Annotated in this window: 15 protein-coding genes; 3 read left to right on the plus strand and 12 right to left on the minus strand. The window is 57.2% G+C overall.

Annotated features, from left to right (window positions below; all coding sequences use genetic code 11):
• From ACTIE1_RS08530 to ACTIE1_RS08585, 12 genes are all read right to left on the minus strand, one after another.
• A partial coding sequence (locus ACTIE1_RS08530; RefSeq protein ID WP_439563335.1) for an SAF domain-containing protein occupies positions 1-318 on the minus strand: 318 nt, incomplete at its 3' end.
• 76 nt (positions 319-394) lie between these two features.
• Complete coding sequence (locus ACTIE1_RS08535; RefSeq protein WP_439561444.1) at positions 395-2,128, minus strand: pilus assembly protein TadG-related protein; 1,734 nt, start codon at positions 2,126-2,128, stop codon at positions 395-397.
• A gap of 43 nt (positions 2,129-2,171) precedes the next feature.
• The gene (locus ACTIE1_RS08540) at positions 2,172-2,612 is read right to left on the minus strand and encodes a TadE/TadG family type IV pilus assembly protein (protein WP_439561445.1); all 441 of its coding nucleotides are present in this window, start codon (positions 2,610-2,612) and stop codon (positions 2,172-2,174) included.
• Between the two features lie 3 nt (positions 2,613-2,615).
• Positions 2,616-3,578, minus strand: a complete 963-nt coding sequence (locus ACTIE1_RS08545; protein ID WP_439561446.1) for a type II secretion system F family protein — start codon at positions 3,576-3,578, stop codon at positions 2,616-2,618.
• Positions 3,571-4,521 carry a type II secretion system F family protein gene (locus ACTIE1_RS08550; RefSeq protein WP_439563336.1) on the minus strand — a complete coding sequence of 317 codons (951 nt, stop codon included), beginning with the start codon at positions 4,519-4,521 and terminating at the stop codon, positions 3,571-3,573. The genes ACTIE1_RS08545 and ACTIE1_RS08550 overlap by 8 nt, the downstream gene beginning before the upstream one ends.
• Positions 4,522-4,530: 9 nt before the next feature.
• The gene (locus tag ACTIE1_RS08555; RefSeq protein WP_439561448.1) at positions 4,531-6,057 is read right to left on the minus strand and encodes a CpaF family protein; all 1,527 of its coding nucleotides are present in this window, start codon (positions 6,055-6,057) and stop codon (positions 4,531-4,533) included.
• On the minus strand, positions 6,054-7,235 hold the full coding sequence (locus ACTIE1_RS08560) for an AAA family ATPase (RefSeq protein ID WP_439561449.1): 1,182 nt from the start codon (positions 7,233-7,235) through the stop codon (positions 6,054-6,056). The genes ACTIE1_RS08555 and ACTIE1_RS08560 overlap by 4 nt, the downstream gene beginning before the upstream one ends.
• A 119-nt stretch (positions 7,236-7,354) precedes the next feature.
• A complete protein-coding gene (locus ACTIE1_RS08565; RefSeq protein WP_439561450.1) occupies positions 7,355-7,570 on the minus strand; it encodes a Flp family type IVb pilin in 216 nt (71 codons plus the stop codon).
• 346 nt (positions 7,571-7,916) lie between these two features.
• The gene (locus ACTIE1_RS08570; protein ID WP_439561451.1) at positions 7,917-9,431 is read right to left on the minus strand and encodes a sugar ABC transporter ATP-binding protein; all 1,515 of its coding nucleotides are present in this window, start codon (positions 9,429-9,431) and stop codon (positions 7,917-7,919) included.
• Positions 9,428-10,417, minus strand: a complete 990-nt coding sequence (locus ACTIE1_RS08575; RefSeq protein WP_439561452.1) for an ABC transporter permease — start codon at positions 10,415-10,417, stop codon at positions 9,428-9,430. The genes ACTIE1_RS08570 and ACTIE1_RS08575 overlap by 4 nt, the downstream gene beginning before the upstream one ends.
• An 8-nt stretch (positions 10,418-10,425) precedes the next feature.
• Positions 10,426-11,400, minus strand: coding sequence for an ABC transporter permease (locus ACTIE1_RS08580; protein WP_439561453.1), 975 nt, complete (start codon positions 11,398-11,400; stop codon positions 10,426-10,428).
• Positions 11,401-11,530: 130 nt separating this feature from the next.
• Entirely contained in the window at positions 11,531-12,472 is a 942-nt protein-coding gene (locus ACTIE1_RS08585; protein ID WP_439561454.1) for a sugar ABC transporter substrate-binding protein, read from the minus strand.
• 274 nt (positions 12,473-12,746) lie between these two features.
• Between ACTIE1_RS08585 and ACTIE1_RS08590 the strand changes: the two genes are divergently transcribed.
• The 3 genes from ACTIE1_RS08590 to ACTIE1_RS08600 all read left to right on the plus strand — a co-directional run bounded on the left by ACTIE1_RS08590 (position 12,747) and on the right by ACTIE1_RS08600 (position 16,699).
• Positions 12,747-14,498 (plus strand): ABC transporter substrate-binding protein, encoded by a 1,752-nt coding sequence (locus ACTIE1_RS08590; RefSeq protein ID WP_439561455.1) that lies wholly within the window; start codon positions 12,747-12,749, stop codon positions 14,496-14,498.
• 19 nt (positions 14,499-14,517) lie between these two features.
• Positions 14,518-15,324 carry an SDR family NAD(P)-dependent oxidoreductase gene (locus tag ACTIE1_RS08595; RefSeq protein ID WP_439561456.1) on the plus strand — a complete coding sequence of 269 codons (807 nt, stop codon included), beginning with the start codon at positions 14,518-14,520 and terminating at the stop codon, positions 15,322-15,324.
• Between the two features lie 76 nt (positions 15,325-15,400).
• Positions 15,401-16,699 (plus strand): M24 family metallopeptidase, encoded by a 1,299-nt coding sequence (locus ACTIE1_RS08600; RefSeq protein ID WP_439561457.1) that lies wholly within the window; start codon positions 15,401-15,403, stop codon positions 16,697-16,699.
• Positions 16,700-16,734 lie beyond the last annotated feature (35 nt).

Here is a 16,734-nt window from a genome sequence, read left to right on the forward strand (position 1 = left end):
CGGCTCATCGCGTTCCATTGTGCGCAACACTGTGCGCAGCTGGTCTTCATCGGACGGGAAAATGTCGTCACGGTTGCGGAATGCACCTGCGGGCACATTCCCTGCGGGCCACCGGATTGCGCGCACATCTTCCATCCGCAGACGTTCGCCGTAATTCAGCTGGCGGGTGACAACAAATATTTCTGTTGTCGGCAGGATTTGCTGCTGCTGTTCGGCCAGCAATGTCTGATACTGGACGATACGGTCATGGATCGTCTTGGCCGCCAGACCCGCCAAACCAATTCCCAACAGCAAAACCAATGCAAGAAGCACTCTCATATTCCGGTTCCTTCCTTTGGTCGGCCAGACCCGCGCACAGGACGCGGGGTACCTGAGTGGGGTTGGGATGCAACGGTCATTGGACAAGCCTCGGCGTTCCGCAGTCGGAACTAAGAAGTTCCAAATCTGCGTTGCCAACATTTACGCCGGCGACGTCAAGTGTGGCGTCCAATACTGTATCCACAATCCCAGCGACACTCAAAAGCAAGCCATTCTGCAGAAGTGCCAACACCGCGTTGACGACCGGTGCCAACAACGCTCCGATAAGGCTTTGGTGCTGAGGCTTGACGCGTATCGAAAGGCCATTCCCACCTAACAAGCTGGAAATTGCGGTTGATAACGCCTCGTTCGTAGAGAGACTGGCGCGCGTGTTTCCGTCCAGAACATTCTGATTGGTGAAAAACACAAAATCCGTTTCACTGGCCCCAACCACAGCATGCCCCTTGGCCTGCAGCGTAAGCAGACCCAGTTTTATGGATGGCAACAAAGGGACACTCACCTCCACAGAAATATCCAGCAAATCGGCATATCCCAAATCCGACGGAGTGAGCTTCTGGTCAGACAAGAGTCTTTCCTCGTTGAAGTGTCCCAAGAACAACTCGGTGACCCGTGGGCCGTTTGCCCCATCCATTGTCGGCCCTGTCTGGAACACCGCAACGACTGTATCCGAGCGTTCCGGTCGGCAGTTTGCATGGATTAATTCAGTTTCTGCGCTGGCCAATTCCAAGTATAGCGGCAGACGCAGTTCAAGCGCCTCCACCCCGACACCAAGCGACCCCAATAGATCAGGGTCCAACTCCAGTTTCGTACTAAGGCGGGTCTGGGCCGTGTGCAGCTTCGCGTTGGGTTGGCCAACGAACACTCGACCGGAACTGCGTGCGTGTTCCAATAGGCGCAATTTTGCGTCGACGCCCACAAGACCTACGACATTCACACCAAGATTAAGGTTAATCCAATCTTGTTCTGTCGCCAAGAAATCCAGTGTTGCATCAAGGAAATCCAGTGCGGTTAATTGGAGATCATTTGGGTTTCTGTTCAGAAAATCATCAATCGTCAGTCCGACTCGTTTTCCAACGATAGAAACAAGTTGCGACAATTCCAGATTATCTGGGCCTACCGCGGCAGCAAGCTGATTCAGGATATCAGCCGCCTGCCCCGTTTGTGTTCGGGCCAGACTGGCAAGAACTTCGGGCAACCCGACATCAAGGTCCAGCAAGTCAACATAATTGCCCGTCTCGAACCCGATCTCGGTGGCCAGCTCATCCAGAAACCCCAAAATCGCAACCTGTCCACCAAGCAGCGCATTATAATCCATTGCCGCCAGGGTAATATCTGCGCCGGTCAACTGGTTTATCATGCCCCCATTTAACCGCGCCAAACCTGATCCGAGGGTGAAGCTGGCACCATTTGGACTCATTGCCGTAGCCGTGGCATTTAGGTCGATTGAATCCCGGTTCAGAAACACCCGCGAAAATGTCAGGGGGGTGGCTTTGCTGACATCAAGCTGAACCGCATTCGCGCCCTCTTCCAAGAATTGCAGTTCGGTGAAGCGTTGTTCATGCGGGATGTTCGGGTCCAGCATATAGCGCCCGAATCGAAGGTCTTTCAACGCATCCGGCGTGGACCCATTCCGATCCAGCATAGTGCCTGCACGGTCGTGGGCGCTCTCCAGTCCCACGACCGCGCCCATGGCGGCCAGATCAGCCTGCGCCTGAAGGCGGTTCTGGTCGCGGTAAATCTGGCCCAGATCCACACCAAAGGCCACAAAACCGAACAGCACAGTCAACATCAACGCCACGATAATGGCCACGGCGCCATCCTCGTTGCGGGTGAACCGGCGCAGGGGGTGGGGGTTAATAGGCAAGATAGGCCCTCCCCTCGATTGTGGTGATGCCAAGGCCGAACAGGCTGTTGGCCAGATCTAGCAACGACCCTTCAACGGCATAGGTGACTGTCACCTGAATATCGTCAGAAAGCGCCCCATTGGTCCCTTCCGCTGTGCGCGTAATTGCATCCTGACGCAGCAGCGGGTAGCGCATCTTCGCATTGTCGACATACTCCTCTGCAAGCTTCTTTCGTTCCTGATATTGCATCTCCCGCACCGAAACGCGGGCCGCTTCGGCTGCAAGCTGTTGGACGGAATGCGACACACCGAACAGATACCCGAAGCTGATTATCCCGAACACCAGCGCGATAAGCAGCGGTGCGATCAGCGCAAATTCAACCGCGACTGCCCCAATTTCACCGACACGAAATGCCCGAAGTGAATTGAAAAACCTGCCTTGCGGGACCATGCGTCACATCCCCATGATAATGTTGTCAAGAACGCTGATAATGGCGGGACCGACAAGTACAACAAAAACGGCTGGCATAATCAGGAACACCAGCGGGATCGTCATCAGGACAGGCAATCGCGCCGCCTTCTCCTCGACGCGGAACAGGCGGTCGGCGCGCTGTTCGCGCACCAGCGTCCGGATTGCGGTGCTGAATGGTGTTCCGTGACGTTCGGCTTGCAGAATTGTTTGCGTAAACTGCCCGATTTCGACAATCGGCACGCGTATCGCAAGATCATCAAACACTTTCTTACGATCATTATTGACCTTCAATTCATTCAGCACGCGCCCCAACTCGCCCGCCAGATCGCGGTGCAGCGCATTCAATTCCCGTGCGACACGTTCCAGTGACGGTTGCGCACCAAGCCCCGCCTCGGAGGCGATGACAAACAACTCCAGCATGTCCGGCAGTCCGTTCCGGATCGCGGAAAGGCGGCGATTGCGTCGCAGACCGATCAGAATATCCGTTCCTTTGGACAACAGCAGCCCGAACCCTGCGACCAACGCCACCTGAAGGACAAGAGAGATGCCCGCCGACGGGAAAATCGCGATCCAGATCAGTCCGGCAATGACGCACAGACTGGGCACGATGGTCTTAACGAATGCGTAAATGACCACCACATCACGCCCGTCAAAACCTGCCGATGCCAGAAACTCGCCGCTGCGCCGCGCTTCGCCGCCACTCATGATTGTCAGGCGTTCGCCGATCGTGGCCGCGACGCCGCGCAAGGCCCCTGTCAAACCTGTGGCCATGACCGGAACGACCCTTGGACTTCTGTGCAAGCTGTCGCGCCCGACCGCGCGCGCAACGCGCTTGCGATGCTGCGTGCCTGACGATGTTGCCGAAACCAGCCCACCTATTGCAAATACGATGACGCCCAGCGCGACGGCCGCCAGAACAAAGGGGTAAATGTCTGCATCAAACATCAAGCTTCCCCATCCTGAACAGCACAAGAACGCCCGCAACCAGACTGATTAACCCCAGCGCTGCCATTGCGCGGCCACGGGCATCATTCACCAGCGGCAGCAAATAGTCGGCATTGATAGCATACAGCACAGCCGCAATGGCAAACGGCAATGCGCCAAGGATCATGGCCGAAGCGCGGGACTCGGCCGAAAGGGCGCGTATCTTTTTCTTCAACTTCAAACGCTCGCGCAGTTGTTCGGAAAGTTGTTCGATCGTCTCGACAAGGTTGCCACCTGTCTCGGATTGAAGATGCGTTGCAACGCTGAAAAAGCGCACCTCTGGCACATCAACACGGTCGGCCAACCTGCGCAGCGTGTCGTTCAGGCTATGGCCAAGGGCAAGCATATCACGGCATTTTTCCATTTCCGGTTTCAGCGGCGCTTCGGTGTTGTGGACGACCACATCAAGCGCTTCAGACACCGGGCGCCCCGCCCTGAGGGCACGGGCGAATGTATCCAGCGCTGACGGCATTTGTGCGGCAAAGGCGCTGGCGCGTCTGGCCGTAGAAATGCGCAGGACCGACCATCCGCCAAGCCCTGCAACCAAAAGCCCCGAAACAACGCTGGACAGTGCCGGCACCGCAAGCATGAAATACGCGAACGTGGCGATTCCGGCACCACAGACAAAAAGTACACCCAGAAAATCGCTGCCACGAAGGGCGATACCCGCCTTTTCAAGCGCCCCGTCCAGACCCGCCCCAAACAACATGATCCGTGCCGCCTTGCGCGGCTTCGCACCCCGCTTCGTGCCTTGCTTGCCAGACAAACCCGTCATATCCGGATTGCCCAAGGCACGGCTTATGCGCGCAACCCGCCGCTGCCGCTGCCGGTCCAGTGACACGATTGCCAGTAATCCAAACGACGTAAGCGTCAGCAAAACACCCAGAAACAGCAATAGGGTCATCAACATCCGTCACCCCCTCAGAATATCGTCAAGTGCTTTTGACAGCCCGAATTCGGCCGCGCGCGATGCGGCCATGGGCCGGTATCCTGTGCAGTGGAATTCGCCCGAGATGGTGCTTCGACCACTTTCGTGGCCAATTCTGAATGTGAAGATGTCTTGCAGCGTAATCACGCCGCCATCCAGTCCCGTAACTTCGGAAACTGATGTGACGCGGCGCGTTCCGTCACGCATTCTTGAAACCTGAATGATCAGGTGCACCGCATCCGCAAGCTGCCTACGAATGGCATCGGGCGAATGGTTGTAGTTGGCCAGCGCACATATCCCCTCGATCCGGGTCAACGCCTCTCTGGGGGAGTTTGCGTGCAGCGTGCTCATGGACCCGTCATGGCCGGTATTCATGGCCTGCAACAAATCAAGGGCTTCCTCGCCCCGGATTTCACCGATAATTATGCGATCAGGGCGCATGCGCAGGGCATTGCGCAGCAAGGTGCGCATCGTAATTTCGCCGCGCCCTTCGATACTTGGGGGACGCGTTTCAAACCGGACCACATGGCCTTGTTGCAACTGCAATTCTGCCGCATCTTCCAGCGTGACGATGCGTTCGCCACGCGGGATGCATTCTGACATCGCGTTCAAAAGCGTTGTCTTGCCAGAACCGGTGCCGCCGGACACAAGTATATTCAGGCGCATTTCTGCGGCCAACGCCAGAAACGCGGCCATCTTGCGCGTAAGGGCACCCTTCTCGACAAGGGTTCGCAGGCGCATGGGTTGCGCTGGAAATTTGCGGATTGTTATGGCGGGTCCGTCAATCGCCAGCGGCGGGATGACAATATTGACGCGGCTGCCGTCTTTTAGTCGGGCATCGACAAGCGGCTGGCTTTCGTCAATGCGCCGCCCCACTTCCGATACGATGCGCGACGCAAGATTCAGAATATGGGTATCATCACGAAAGGAAATATTGGCTTTTTCAATCTTGCCGTTCCGTTCCAGATAGATGCGGTCGGCCCCGTTGACCATGATGTCGGTTACCGTTTCATCATCCAGCAGCGGCTGCAACGGCCCGTAACCCATCATTTCATGGATGACAGCCTGCGCCAGCGATTCCAGTTCCTGCGCATTGATCTGCATGCGCCTGTCCCGAACGCTGTTGCGCACAAGCATCTTGATCTCGGCAGTCTTGTCGGCGTCACTCATGGCGCTGAAGGCTGCAAAATCTATATTTGCGGACACCTCGTCCATGATTTCGGCGCTTTGCCGCAGGTGGTGTGCCTTGCCCGCGCCCTGCCCCGCATCAGACGCCGCGCCATCCGGATGCATGACAATATGGCCGTCATTTGACAGGCGGCGCATGGCGGATGACAGGATTTGCCGTTGTTCCGCGATGGGAACAGGGTCATGCGCTTGCTGGACAAAGCTGGAGATCGCCTCATTCAGGTGATGCACGCAAACCGGCCCTGACCGGTTGTCCGACTGGACCTTGTCCAGAACCCACGCCACCGCAGACAGCTTGTCATCTGATGCGGCGCCGTAATTCATGCGATAACCTTCTGAAACGCTGATCGCCAGAAACCGGACCGTTGGGGGCGGTGTTCTGCGGACAAGGTGCGCCACAGCGACCGGACATTGCCGGAGTATTTGCCCCCCCGCTTGACGCAAACGACCGGCTGCCCTGCAAGCTGCGCCTTGATCATGGCATGTTCGCACAAGGGCAGTGTGGCTTGAAATTCCTGCCCGATGGCCTGCGCAATCTGCTTCTTGCGCAAGGCCGCACCACCGCGCAGGTCGGACAATACAGGCGCCACCGTCAACGCGCGGTTTTCGTTCAAACACCCCTGCACGATGCGCGAATAGGCATTTATGCCTGCATATCCAGGCGTCATAACGGGAACAAGCGCGTTCAGATATTGCGCAATATCGGGTTGGCGCAGCAGCAAGGCGCGCGGCAGATCGACCAGCATGATGTCGAACATTGGTGACATTTTATCCAGCAACGGGCCAATGCCCGCTTCCAGATCGGTTGCGTCCTGCCCATCGCGCGCCTGATGCGAATACAGGAACAACCCGTCCTTTATTTCCAGCATCGACGCGTCGACGAATGTCCTGTCAACGCGCTTGGGGGCGGCCAGTGCCTCTAGCAGGCCGGAGGTGGGGTCGTGGTTCAGGTCATGCGCCATGGACCCGAACCACAGGTCGAAATCAAACAGGCCTACGCGCTGCGCAATCGGGTCCAGATTGGCGATATAGGCAAGGTTTTCCACCAGACTGCTGGCACCGACCCCGCCGCTGCACCCGACAACGCCAATCGTCAGGGCGCGTTTGACCGGCTGATCGACGTTTGCCACTTTCTGCGTCAGGCTGGCCAGCGCATCACTGCCACGCACCGGAAAGGGCAGGTATTCCAGCGCGCCCACCGACCGCAACGCGCGGTAGGTGCAAATACTGTCATGCTGGCCCACGACAACAAGCCGCGTACCGGACCGCACGATTTCGGTCACACTCTCGCAGGCTTGTGACAGGCCTTCATTGCCGATTTCCGCAATCATGTGCTGCGCAAGCGGCCGGTCCGCCACCAGCCGCGCCGCCCCCGCAAGCCCGCCGCCGTGGATATTGTCGGCATTCCAACCCGCAAGGCGCGCCGTTTCCTGCGCGGTATCCTTCGCCTGATCGGAAAAGACATATGCCGCAAAACTCGGGGGTGATTGCGAAGGGGCCATGATGTGTGCTTTCTTTTGGGGGAAGAAAGATGAGGTGAGGTTTATTTGAGTTCCGCGGTCGGGATTTTTTCCCAACCGCAGAGGTTTATGAATCTGAGGTCAAATAGCCTAGCGTATTGTTAGTCAGAGCTACTATCACCATCAGCATTATCGAGCGCAGCAGACAAACGGGTGTCGACATCTTCGAAACCAGTATTTACGGTGACTCCAAGTGCTGCCACTGAACCAACAATCACCGCGCTGATCAAAGCCGCGAACAGGCCATATTCAATCGCAGTCGCGCCATCTTCCTGTTTCAGGAATTTCTTAAAATGCTGCACCATGTATTTTGTCATCTTAACTCTCCAACTTCCGGTGTATAGGGATCAGCCTTTTGTGCCGATGAAGTTAGGGAAGCCTTTGTGGGCCCATTGGTGCAAGACCTAATGAATTGACGGAAATATGCATAAGACCAAGGAATTATTACTTTAACCCTATGGTGCTATGCGTTCTTTCAGAAGTGCTACGCATACGACCCCAGCGCCAGAACCGGCCTTGATGCGAATCTGTTTGTGCAATCACGCGCAACAGCGCTGTTTCGCACTTAAATATGCAAGCGCCTGTTTATATTAACCCAGCGCGGCGCCGGTTTTATTCGGGGGTCCAAGGCAGAATGGCTGCGCGGGCCGATTTCAAGAACGGTCAGGCAGGTTCTTCAGCCTTTATGCCGGATATCGCCTGAACCAGCGAATCCTCGGTCACGTCCTGAATATTGAATTCGCGCATGATACGCCCGTGATACATGGCGATGATCCGGTCGGAAACGCGCAGCACCTCTGGCATCTCGGAACTGATGACCACAACAGCATAGCCCTGCGCGGCCAGTTCGCGCAAAAGCTGGTGAATCTCGGATTTCGATCCTACGTCAATCCCGCGTGTCGGCTCGTCCACGATCAGGACGCGCGGCTGCATCGACAACCATTTCCCGATGACAATCTTCTGCTGGTTGCCGCCCGACAGCACACCGACGGCCTGCTTCCAGCTTGGCGTCTTGATCGCCAGTCTATCACGATACTGATCGAAAATCGCCAGCTCGGCCGTTTGTGACACAAACGGCCCCGCCGTCAGGTCCTGCACTTGCGGCAAGGTCATGTTGTCACGACAGTTCATTTGCAACACAAGGCCCTGTTCCTTGCGGTTTTCAGGAACCAGCGAAATACCAAGCGCAATCGCATCGCGTGGCGAGGTGATGGTGACCTTCTCGCCATCGACAAGCACATCGCCCGAACTGGCGGTCCGCAGGCCGAACAGGGTTTCTGCAACCTCGGTCCGGCCAGCGCCCACCAGCCCGTAGAACCCCACAACCTCGCCGGCGCGCACAGTGAAGCTGACATCGTCGAACAGGCCGGGATAGGACAGGTTGCGCACATCAAGCATGGTTTTCCCGAATTTCGGCGCGGCCTCATTACGCGACCGATCCAGACTGCGCCCGATCATCAGGCGGGTGACCTCGTCTTCATCTGTGTCCGCTGTGGTCAGGGTTCCGCGGTAAGCCCCGTCACGCAGCACCGTGATGCGGTCGGACAGCGTGAATATCTCGTCCATGCGGTGCGAGATATAGACGATGCCCACGCCTTGGGATTTCAGGTCGTTGATGATGTCGAACAACACAACCTTCTCGGCATCGGTCAGTGACGCAGTCGGTTCGTCAAAGACAACCACGCGCGCATCAACGGTCAGCGCGCGCGCAATTTCCACCATCTGCTGGTTGGCAATCGACAGGTTCGCAACAGTCACTTCGGCCCTGAAGTTACATTTCAGCCGCCCCAGAATCGCGTTTGAACGCTTTTCCAGTGTCGCCCAGTTCACCCGCCCAAAGGATTTCAACGGCAGTTCGCCCAGATAGATATTCTCGGCGGCGGACATTTCCGGCACAAGACTGAGTTCCTGATGAATGAGGACAACCCCTTGCGCCTTGGCTTCAATGGGTGTGGTCATTTGCACAGGGTTCCCGGTAATCAGTATCTGCCCTTCGTCGGGTTGATACATGCCCGCCAACACCTTCATCAGGGTGGATTTGCCCGCGCCATTCTCGCCCAGCAGGGCATGAACCTCGCCCGGCATGACCTCGAAATCCACGCCATCCAACGCGCGCACACCGGGGAATGTTTTGACGATGCCCTTCAGGCGCAAGGCTGGTTGGTGTTTATCACTCATAGGCGCAGCCCCCCAGTTTCAGTCCGGTTGAAGCGTTTATCCAGGAACAACACCGCAATCAGGATGCTGCCAAGGATCACATAGACATAGAAGGCGGGCACCTGCATCAGGTTCATACCGTTGCGCAAAATGCCAATGGCCAGAACACCACCCAGCGTGCCGATGATATCCCCCTTGCCACCTGTCAGTTTGGTCCCGCCAAGAACCACCGCCGTGATCACCCACAATTCATAGTCACGGCCCAGATTCGGCGTGGCCGCCCCCATCTGTGTGGACAGCAGCACACCCGACAGCGCCGCCAAAAAGCCGATAATCATGAAATTGATCATCATATGCGGGCCGACACGAATACCCGCATTCACTGCCGCCTCGCGGTTGCCGCCGACTGCATAGGTATTGCGGCCATGCACCGTGCGCGACAGCAACCAATGCACGCCAGCGACACAAAGCAGGAAAATCAACGCCAGAACGGGCAAGGGGCCGACCGACAGCGCGCTGAAATCCGAATAGGCGAAATTCATGGCATAGAAGGACTGCTCGCCCGTGTAGACGAACACCAACCCGCGAATGCCCAACATCGCGCCCAGCGTAACGATGAATGCGTCAACCCCTGTTTTCCAGACAATGAAGCCGTTTATCGCCCCCATCAGAATGCCGACCAACAATGCCAGACATACGGCAGGCAGGATCTGCCAGTTCCCCCATGTGGCAAACATGGCCCAGGATTGAACATCCACCGCGAAGGCTGCCGCAAGCGCCAATGTGGCCCCGACCGACAGGTCGATATTGCCGTTGATCATTACCAATGTCATGCCAAGGGCAATCAACCCGATGGTCGAGGTTTGAACCAGAATGTTTTGCAGATTGCGTGCGGCAAAGAAATGATCGCTCGACAAACTGAAGAAGATGAAAACGATCAGCACAAAGCCCCAGATCGGGTTGCGCATCAGCCAGCGCAGCAGCGGGTTTTCATAAAGATATGCCATTGCGGACCTCATGCTATAGGGGAAAACAGACGGCCGCGTTTGGCAGCTACGTCCAGCCAGACCGCAACAATGATGACCGCCCAGGTTACCAGCCACTGTGTGTAATAGGGCTGTCCCATCAGGATCAGTCCATTCTGTATGAAGGCCAGCATCAACACACCCAGAACCGTGCGCAAAATGCTGCCGGACCCGCCCAGAAGCGATGTCCCCCCCAGAATGACTGCGGCCAGAACCTGCAACTCGTAGCCCTGCCCGACATTGTTCTGTGACCCCATCACACGGCTGCCCAGAATAATCGCGGCAATCGCGACACAAAGCGCCGAGATCAGATAGGTCATGAACACAACACGCGAACGCGGTATTCCGGAAAAGACCGAGGCCGTGGGATTGCCGCCAACCGCGTGAACGCGCCGCCCGAACGGCATGGTGGTCATGATCACATGGAACACCAGCGCCAACACCCCGAAAATGATGATGGGCGTCGCAATGCCAAATACCGCCCCGCGCCCGAATATGGCGAACCATGTGCCACGCTGGTCAACAATATCAACATTCTGGCCACCGCTATAGATAAGCACCAGCCCCTGAATGGCCGACAGCATGCCCAGCGTCACAATCAGTGAATTCAACCGCAATATGCCAATCAGAAATCCGTTTATGGCCCCAAGGCACAAGGTTGCCATCACCATGACAGGAATGGCCAGTTCCGGCCCGATCTTGTCATGCAGATCGACGACCAGCACTGTCGCGAATGACAACATTGACCCCACGGACAGGTCCAGATTTCCACCAATCACCACAATCGTAACCCCAAGGGCCATGACCCCGATAATCGCGGATTGCCGGAAAACCGACATAAAATTATCAACCGACAGAAACCTGTCGGACATCAACGAAAACGCGATCATGAACACGATAAAGGCCACCAGGATTCCCTGCTTTGCAATCGCAGGGCCCCCTGCCTTGAGGCGGGTCATCAGCATCTGTTTCCTCCCGGAAAGTCTGAATTCGCGCTCTCCCCAGCGCGTCTGGCGACAGGATAGACCCGTTGCCCGGATCGGCGCGCGCGAACGATCACCGCACGCACGCGCCCTTTTGTTCTATTGTATCATATCAGAATACGGGACGGTCGAATTCGTGCATGTTGTCTTGCGTAATCTTGGGGGTATCGAAGTAGTTCAGCTTCGGAACATCTTCGCCCGCCAGCACGTCCAGCGCCGTCTGAAGCGCGGCACGCGCATCATCCACGGGGGATTGATACACCGACCCCCAGTATTCGCCGCGCGCCATCGCATCATATCCGACCGCAAAATTGGTCGCACCGATGAATGCGATACCTTCGGCGCGGTTCGCTGCAAGCGCGGCATTCAACGCGCCAACACCCATATTGTCGTCACCTGAATACACGCCATCGATGTTGTCAAAACGCGTCAGGAAGGTTTCCATTGTGCGCTGCGCGCGTTCGCGGTTCCAGTCGCCCGGCTGTATATCCAGCTGCGTAACGCCGGGGCACAGTTCGGCCAGCCGCTCGTCAAAACCCTGCTGGCGTTCAATCGCTGTGGTATAGCCCGGCATGCCCGTAATCTGCACGATCTGACCTTCGCCATCCAAAGCGTCACACATCATTTCAGCGGAATATATGCCCTGCTGGATGTTGTTCGGACCGGAGAATGCCGCGATGAATTCCATACCGGCTTCTGCGATGTTGGAATTCGTCACAACAACGGGGATTCCTTCGTTATGCGCGTTGCGCACGGCGGGCACCAATGCCTGACCATCGGTTGGCCAGATGATGATCGCATCAACATTTTGCTGGATAAGGTCCTGCATCTGGCTGATCTGGCGCGCAACATCGCCGCCCGCATCCAGAACGATCACCTCGACATCCGGATTGGCTTCTGCCGCCTCGATGAAGGCTTGCTCGTATGTTGTCTGGTAGCTGTCGATTCCGACATTGTTCTGGGTGATTCCGATGCGGACAGTATCAGCAGAAGCGGCCCCCGCCATCGCGAAGGCGCCACAACTGGCAAGCAGAATTCTTCTGGTGTTGTTCATGGTAGTCCTCCCATAGGTTTGTTCCTTACATCCCTGCGTTCCGCGGTTTTCCTCAGCGCGTCCAGCATGCGTAGTAACCCCTGAAGTCTTGCCGTCTTTCGCCCCACGCAACACCGCAGATATAGTCGATTTGGACATATTTTTGTTCATTTTGAACATTTCGTCCATATGATGATCTGTCAGTTTTGGACATCCTGAAGGAGTTAGCTCAGTGGCTGAATCGCGCAAGGGCATGACGACGCCCCATAACCAGAGAAAGAATAGTGACGTGCGGATGGGAAATATTCAAAAAGAAGATTTCTCAAGGGTGGCAAGGCACACCGGACCGGCTGGTGCTGTCGAATCCTCGGCGCTGCCCGCTGCACTGGCGTTTCTGGAGGCCGTAACCGCCGAACTGGATACCGCATTGGAAATTGCCGAACCGAACCCGTATCTGAACATGGTGGTCGCCCTGCTGCGCGCGCATCTTAGCGGAAAAATAGTAACGGCAACGATGCTGATCTCCACCTCGGAGGTGCCTTACGCCACAGCCAGACGCAAGTTGCAGGATATGCTGGAGAGCGGCTTGATCGAACAACGGGCAAGAACCCGTTCCGGCCGGTCGTTCTCGCTTCATCCAACAGACCGCCTGATGGCGAACTGGCGCCAGTTCGCCGACCGCATCATGCGATTGGGCGCCGAAGCTGCGGGCAGCGCGCCGGTCAGCGACAAAGAGTATTATTTCGGCGCATCCTACCTTCCCGCCAGTCAGTCAATCGCGCCCCCGCAGGTATTGCCTGCGCCACTTCAATTAGGCGGCGGGCTGCGTGTTCTGGTGCATGGCGATCCGACCTTTATGGTCATGGACACCCTGAAACGCCAGTTTGAACAGATTATCGGCACCAATATCAGCCAGCGCGCCTTCTCGATAGACAGGTTGCGCGTTGAGGCATTGCGCAATGCGGAACGCCGTTTCAGCAAGTATGACATCATCGCGGTCGACCTGCCGTGGATCGGTGAATTTGCCCGGAAGGGTGTCCTGATGGCACTGGACGAGTGCCTTGAAACGGACCGCCTGGACCCGCCCGATTTTCACACCGCTGGCTGGATGGCAGCGCATTGGGGTGGACGCCCGTATGGCGTGCCCAGCCAGACAACACCGGAATTGCTGTTTTACCGCAAGGACCTGTTTGCCGATGCAGGCCTTCCGCCGCCTGACACCACTGACAAGCTGATCGAGGCGGCACGCCACTTTCACGACCCCCAGCGCGGGCGCTATGGTATCGCGTGGAATGCAGCGCGCGGCACGGCGCTGGGTCACCAGTTTCTGATGACCTGTGCCGATTTCGGGCAACCCATTGTCAACCTGCACGCAATCGCTGGCGGCTTTGGTGCCGATACGGCAGCACGCAAGAATCTGCGTCCGACGATCGACACGCCGCTTGCACTTGATGCCTGCGAATACCTGCTGAAACTTATGGAGTATTCGCCCCCCGATATTCTGTCGATGTCATGGTATGAACGCGTACGGCCCTATGCATCAGGCAAGATTGCAATGGCTTATGGCTATACATTGCTGGCGCCATATTTTGAACGCGACCCGGTGTCGCCCGCCAACGGGAACACAGGGTATCTGCCGCATCCCGCAGGCCCGAAAGGAAATCCGGTAGCGCCCGTTGGCGGGTATGTCCTGGGCATTCCTGCCAATCTGGCACCAGAACGGCGCGCCGCTGCTGCAGAGGCGCTGATCGCCTTCACATCACCGGCAGCGCAGAAACTGTATGTGCTGAACGGCAGCCGTACCGCGCCGCGCTATTCGGTGGGCGCAGACCCGGAGGTGCGCCGCATCTCGCCCATTTTCGAGGCCGTGGACGCGATGTCCCTGCGTGACGAGTTGCAATACTGGCCACGCCCGCCGATTCCGCAAATCTCTGAGATTATCGAGATCTGCGGTCAGGAAATGCACGACATGCTGCGCGGGGTCACATCACCGCGCGACGCATTGAAACGCGCCCAGTCACGGGCTGAAACCGCTTTTGAAATCTAGCTGCGCCGAGGAGGACGCCATGGATACCACCCGCCTGAAAGGCAAGAATATTCTGATCACAGGGGCAGCACGCGGCATGGGCGCCTGCAACGCCGAGCATTTTGCCGCACAAGGTGCGAATGTCTGCCTTGGCGATCTGGATCTGGACGCGGCGCAATCCCTGGCAGACGAGATAAACGCCAAAGGCAATGGCCGCGCCATTGCGGTGCGCATGGATGTCACCAAACGCCAGGACAATGCCGCCGCCGTCGCAGCCACTGTAGACGCATTCGGCATGATCAATGTGGGCCTGTTCAATGCTGGCCTGAACAAGCCCCGCTTCTTCATGGATATAGATGAGGACAACTGGGACATGATCATGAATGTCAACACCAAGGCCATGTGGCTAGGCATGCAGGAAACCGCCCGCCAGATGATCGCACAGGGCAAGCAGGACTACCCCTACAAGCTGATCAATGTCGGCTCCATCGCGTCGCGCAAGCCGCTTGTGGATGTGACGGTCTATTGCACGTCGAAATATGGCTGCCTTGCGCTGACGCATTGCGGCGCGATCGGGCTGGCAGAACACGGAATTACAGTCAACGGATATGCGCCCGGCGTGGTGGTCACGCCCCTTTGGGAACAGCTGGACAAGGATTTGGTCGAGATCGGGTTCAAGGACCGTGAAGGTCAGGCCTATGACGACATTGTACGCGACGCACTGCAAATCAAGCGTGTGTCCTACCCTGATGATGTTAAGGGCACAGCCGCGTTTCTGTGCAGTTCCGACAGCGACTATATGACGGGTCAGATGATCCATATCGATGGCGGCTGGTGCATCCAGTAACGCAAACACACCGCATTTCCCAATTCAACCTTCAGACAATCGGTGCATGGCAGCATGCACCGGACGGAGTAGCCTTATGTCCCGAGCCTTGATGCCCAATTTGCTGACGCCCCAAGACCTTGAACCCAACTGGCGCTGGGAAGGGCGATTGCCTGCCTGGGGCCACACCTCGGTTGATTTTGAACGCCGCATCGACCATGACCGCCTGCGCCGCTACCGCTTGGCGCGCACACGTCAGGCGTTGCAGGCGTCGAATGCTGGCACGCTGTTGCTGTTCGATGTGAACAACATCCGCTATGTCAGCGCCACCAAGATCGGCGAATGGGAACGCGACAAGATGTGTCGTTTCTGCCTGCTGACGGGCGATGACGCGCCCTATGTGTGGGATTTCGGCTCGGCGGCGATGCACCACAAGAAATTCAGCGACTGGCTGGTGCCTGATCATTGCCGTGCCGGTGTGGTGGGCATGCGCGGCACGATCCCGCCGGAATTCGGGCTGATGCGGAAATATGCGCGTGAAATCGCCGGCCTGATCCGTGATGCAGGCATGGGCGACATGCCGGTGGGCGTGGATTACGCGGAAACGGCCATGTTCCATGCCCTGAAAGAAGAGGGGCTGAATGTGGTTGACGGCCAGCAGATCATGCTGGCGGCACGCGAGATCAAGAACTGGGATGAAATCCAGTTGCTGACCCAAGCTGCCGCCATGGTCGATGGTGTCTATCACATGATCTATGAGGAACTGAAACCCGGTATCCGCGAGAATGATATCGTCGCGATGTCGAACAAGATGCTGTATGAAATGGGCAGCGATGATGTCGAAGCGATCAACGCGATTTCAGGCGAGCGCTGCAACCCGCACCCGCATAATTTCACCGACCGTTACTTCCGCCCCGGTGATCAGGCCTTCTTTGATATTCTGCAAAGCTATCAGGGCTATCGCACCTGCTACTATCGCACCTTCAACATTGGCCGCGCGACACCTGCGCAGAATGATGCCTATGTGAAGGCGCGCGAATGGATTGATGCGTCGATTTCCATGATCAAACCGGGTGTGTCCACGGACAAAGTGGCCGAGGTCTGGCCCAAGGCCGAAGAATTCGGATTTCCGGACGAACAATCGGCCTTTGGCCTGCAATTCGGCCACGGGCTGGGGCTGGCGCTGCATGAACGCCCGATCATCAGCCGCGCGATCAGCCTGGACCACCCGATGGAAATCAAGACGGGCATGGTTTTTGCACTGGAGACCTATTGCCCCGCCACAGACGGCTACTCCGCGGCACGGATCGAGGAAGAAGTGGTCGTGACCGAGACGGGTTGCGAAGTGATCAGCCTGTTCCCCGCCGAAGACCTGCCGATTGCCAACCGCTACTGAACGCCCCTGCCGGGGCGTGGCCTCCGGCGGGAGTA

Origin of the sequence: Roseinatronobacter sp., assembly GCF_051859525.1 — a bacterium.
Taxonomy (GTDB): Bacteria; Pseudomonadota; Alphaproteobacteria; order Rhodobacterales; family Rhodobacteraceae; genus Roseinatronobacter.

Excerpts from the sequence above, each read along its gene's own strand:
- ACTIE1_RS08595 (WP_439561456.1), top strand. The coding sequence starts at position 14,518 with ATGGATACCACCCGCCTGAAAGGCAAGAATATTCTGATCACAGGGGCA.
- ACTIE1_RS08555 (WP_439561448.1), bottom strand. The coding sequence starts at position 6,057 with ATGAATTACGGCGCCGCATCAGATGACAAGCTGTCTGCGGTGGCGTGG.
- ACTIE1_RS08580 (WP_439561453.1), bottom strand. The coding sequence starts at position 11,400 with ATGCTGATGACCCGCCTCAAGGCAGGGGGCCCTGCGATTGCAAAGCAG.
- ACTIE1_RS08540 (WP_439561445.1), bottom strand. The coding sequence starts at position 2,612 with ATGGTCCCGCAAGGCAGGTTTTTCAATTCACTTCGGGCATTTCGTGTC.
- ACTIE1_RS08585 (WP_439561454.1), bottom strand. The coding sequence starts at position 12,472 with ATGAACAACACCAGAAGAATTCTGCTTGCCAGTTGTGGCGCCTTCGCG.
- ACTIE1_RS08545 (WP_439561446.1), bottom strand. The coding sequence starts at position 3,578 with ATGTTTGATGCAGACATTTACCCCTTTGTTCTGGCGGCCGTCGCGCTG.
- ACTIE1_RS08575 (WP_439561452.1), bottom strand. The coding sequence starts at position 10,417 with ATGGCATATCTTTATGAAAACCCGCTGCTGCGCTGGCTGATGCGCAAC.
- ACTIE1_RS08565 (WP_439561450.1), bottom strand. The coding sequence starts at position 7,570 with ATGACAAAATACATGGTGCAGCATTTTAAGAAATTCCTGAAACAGGAA.
- ACTIE1_RS08600 (WP_439561457.1), top strand. The coding sequence starts at position 15,401 with ATGTCCCGAGCCTTGATGCCCAATTTGCTGACGCCCCAAGACCTTGAA.
- ACTIE1_RS08560 (WP_439561449.1), bottom strand. The coding sequence starts at position 7,235 with ATGGCCCCTTCGCAATCACCCCCGAGTTTTGCGGCATATGTCTTTTCC.
- ACTIE1_RS08570 (WP_439561451.1), bottom strand. The coding sequence starts at position 9,431 with ATGAGTGATAAACACCAACCAGCCTTGCGCCTGAAGGGCATCGTCAAA.
- ACTIE1_RS08550 (WP_439563336.1), bottom strand. The coding sequence starts at position 4,521 with ATGACCCTATTGCTGTTTCTGGGTGTTTTGCTGACGCTTACGTCGTTT.
- ACTIE1_RS08590 (WP_439561455.1), top strand. The coding sequence starts at position 12,747 with ATGGGAAATATTCAAAAAGAAGATTTCTCAAGGGTGGCAAGGCACACC.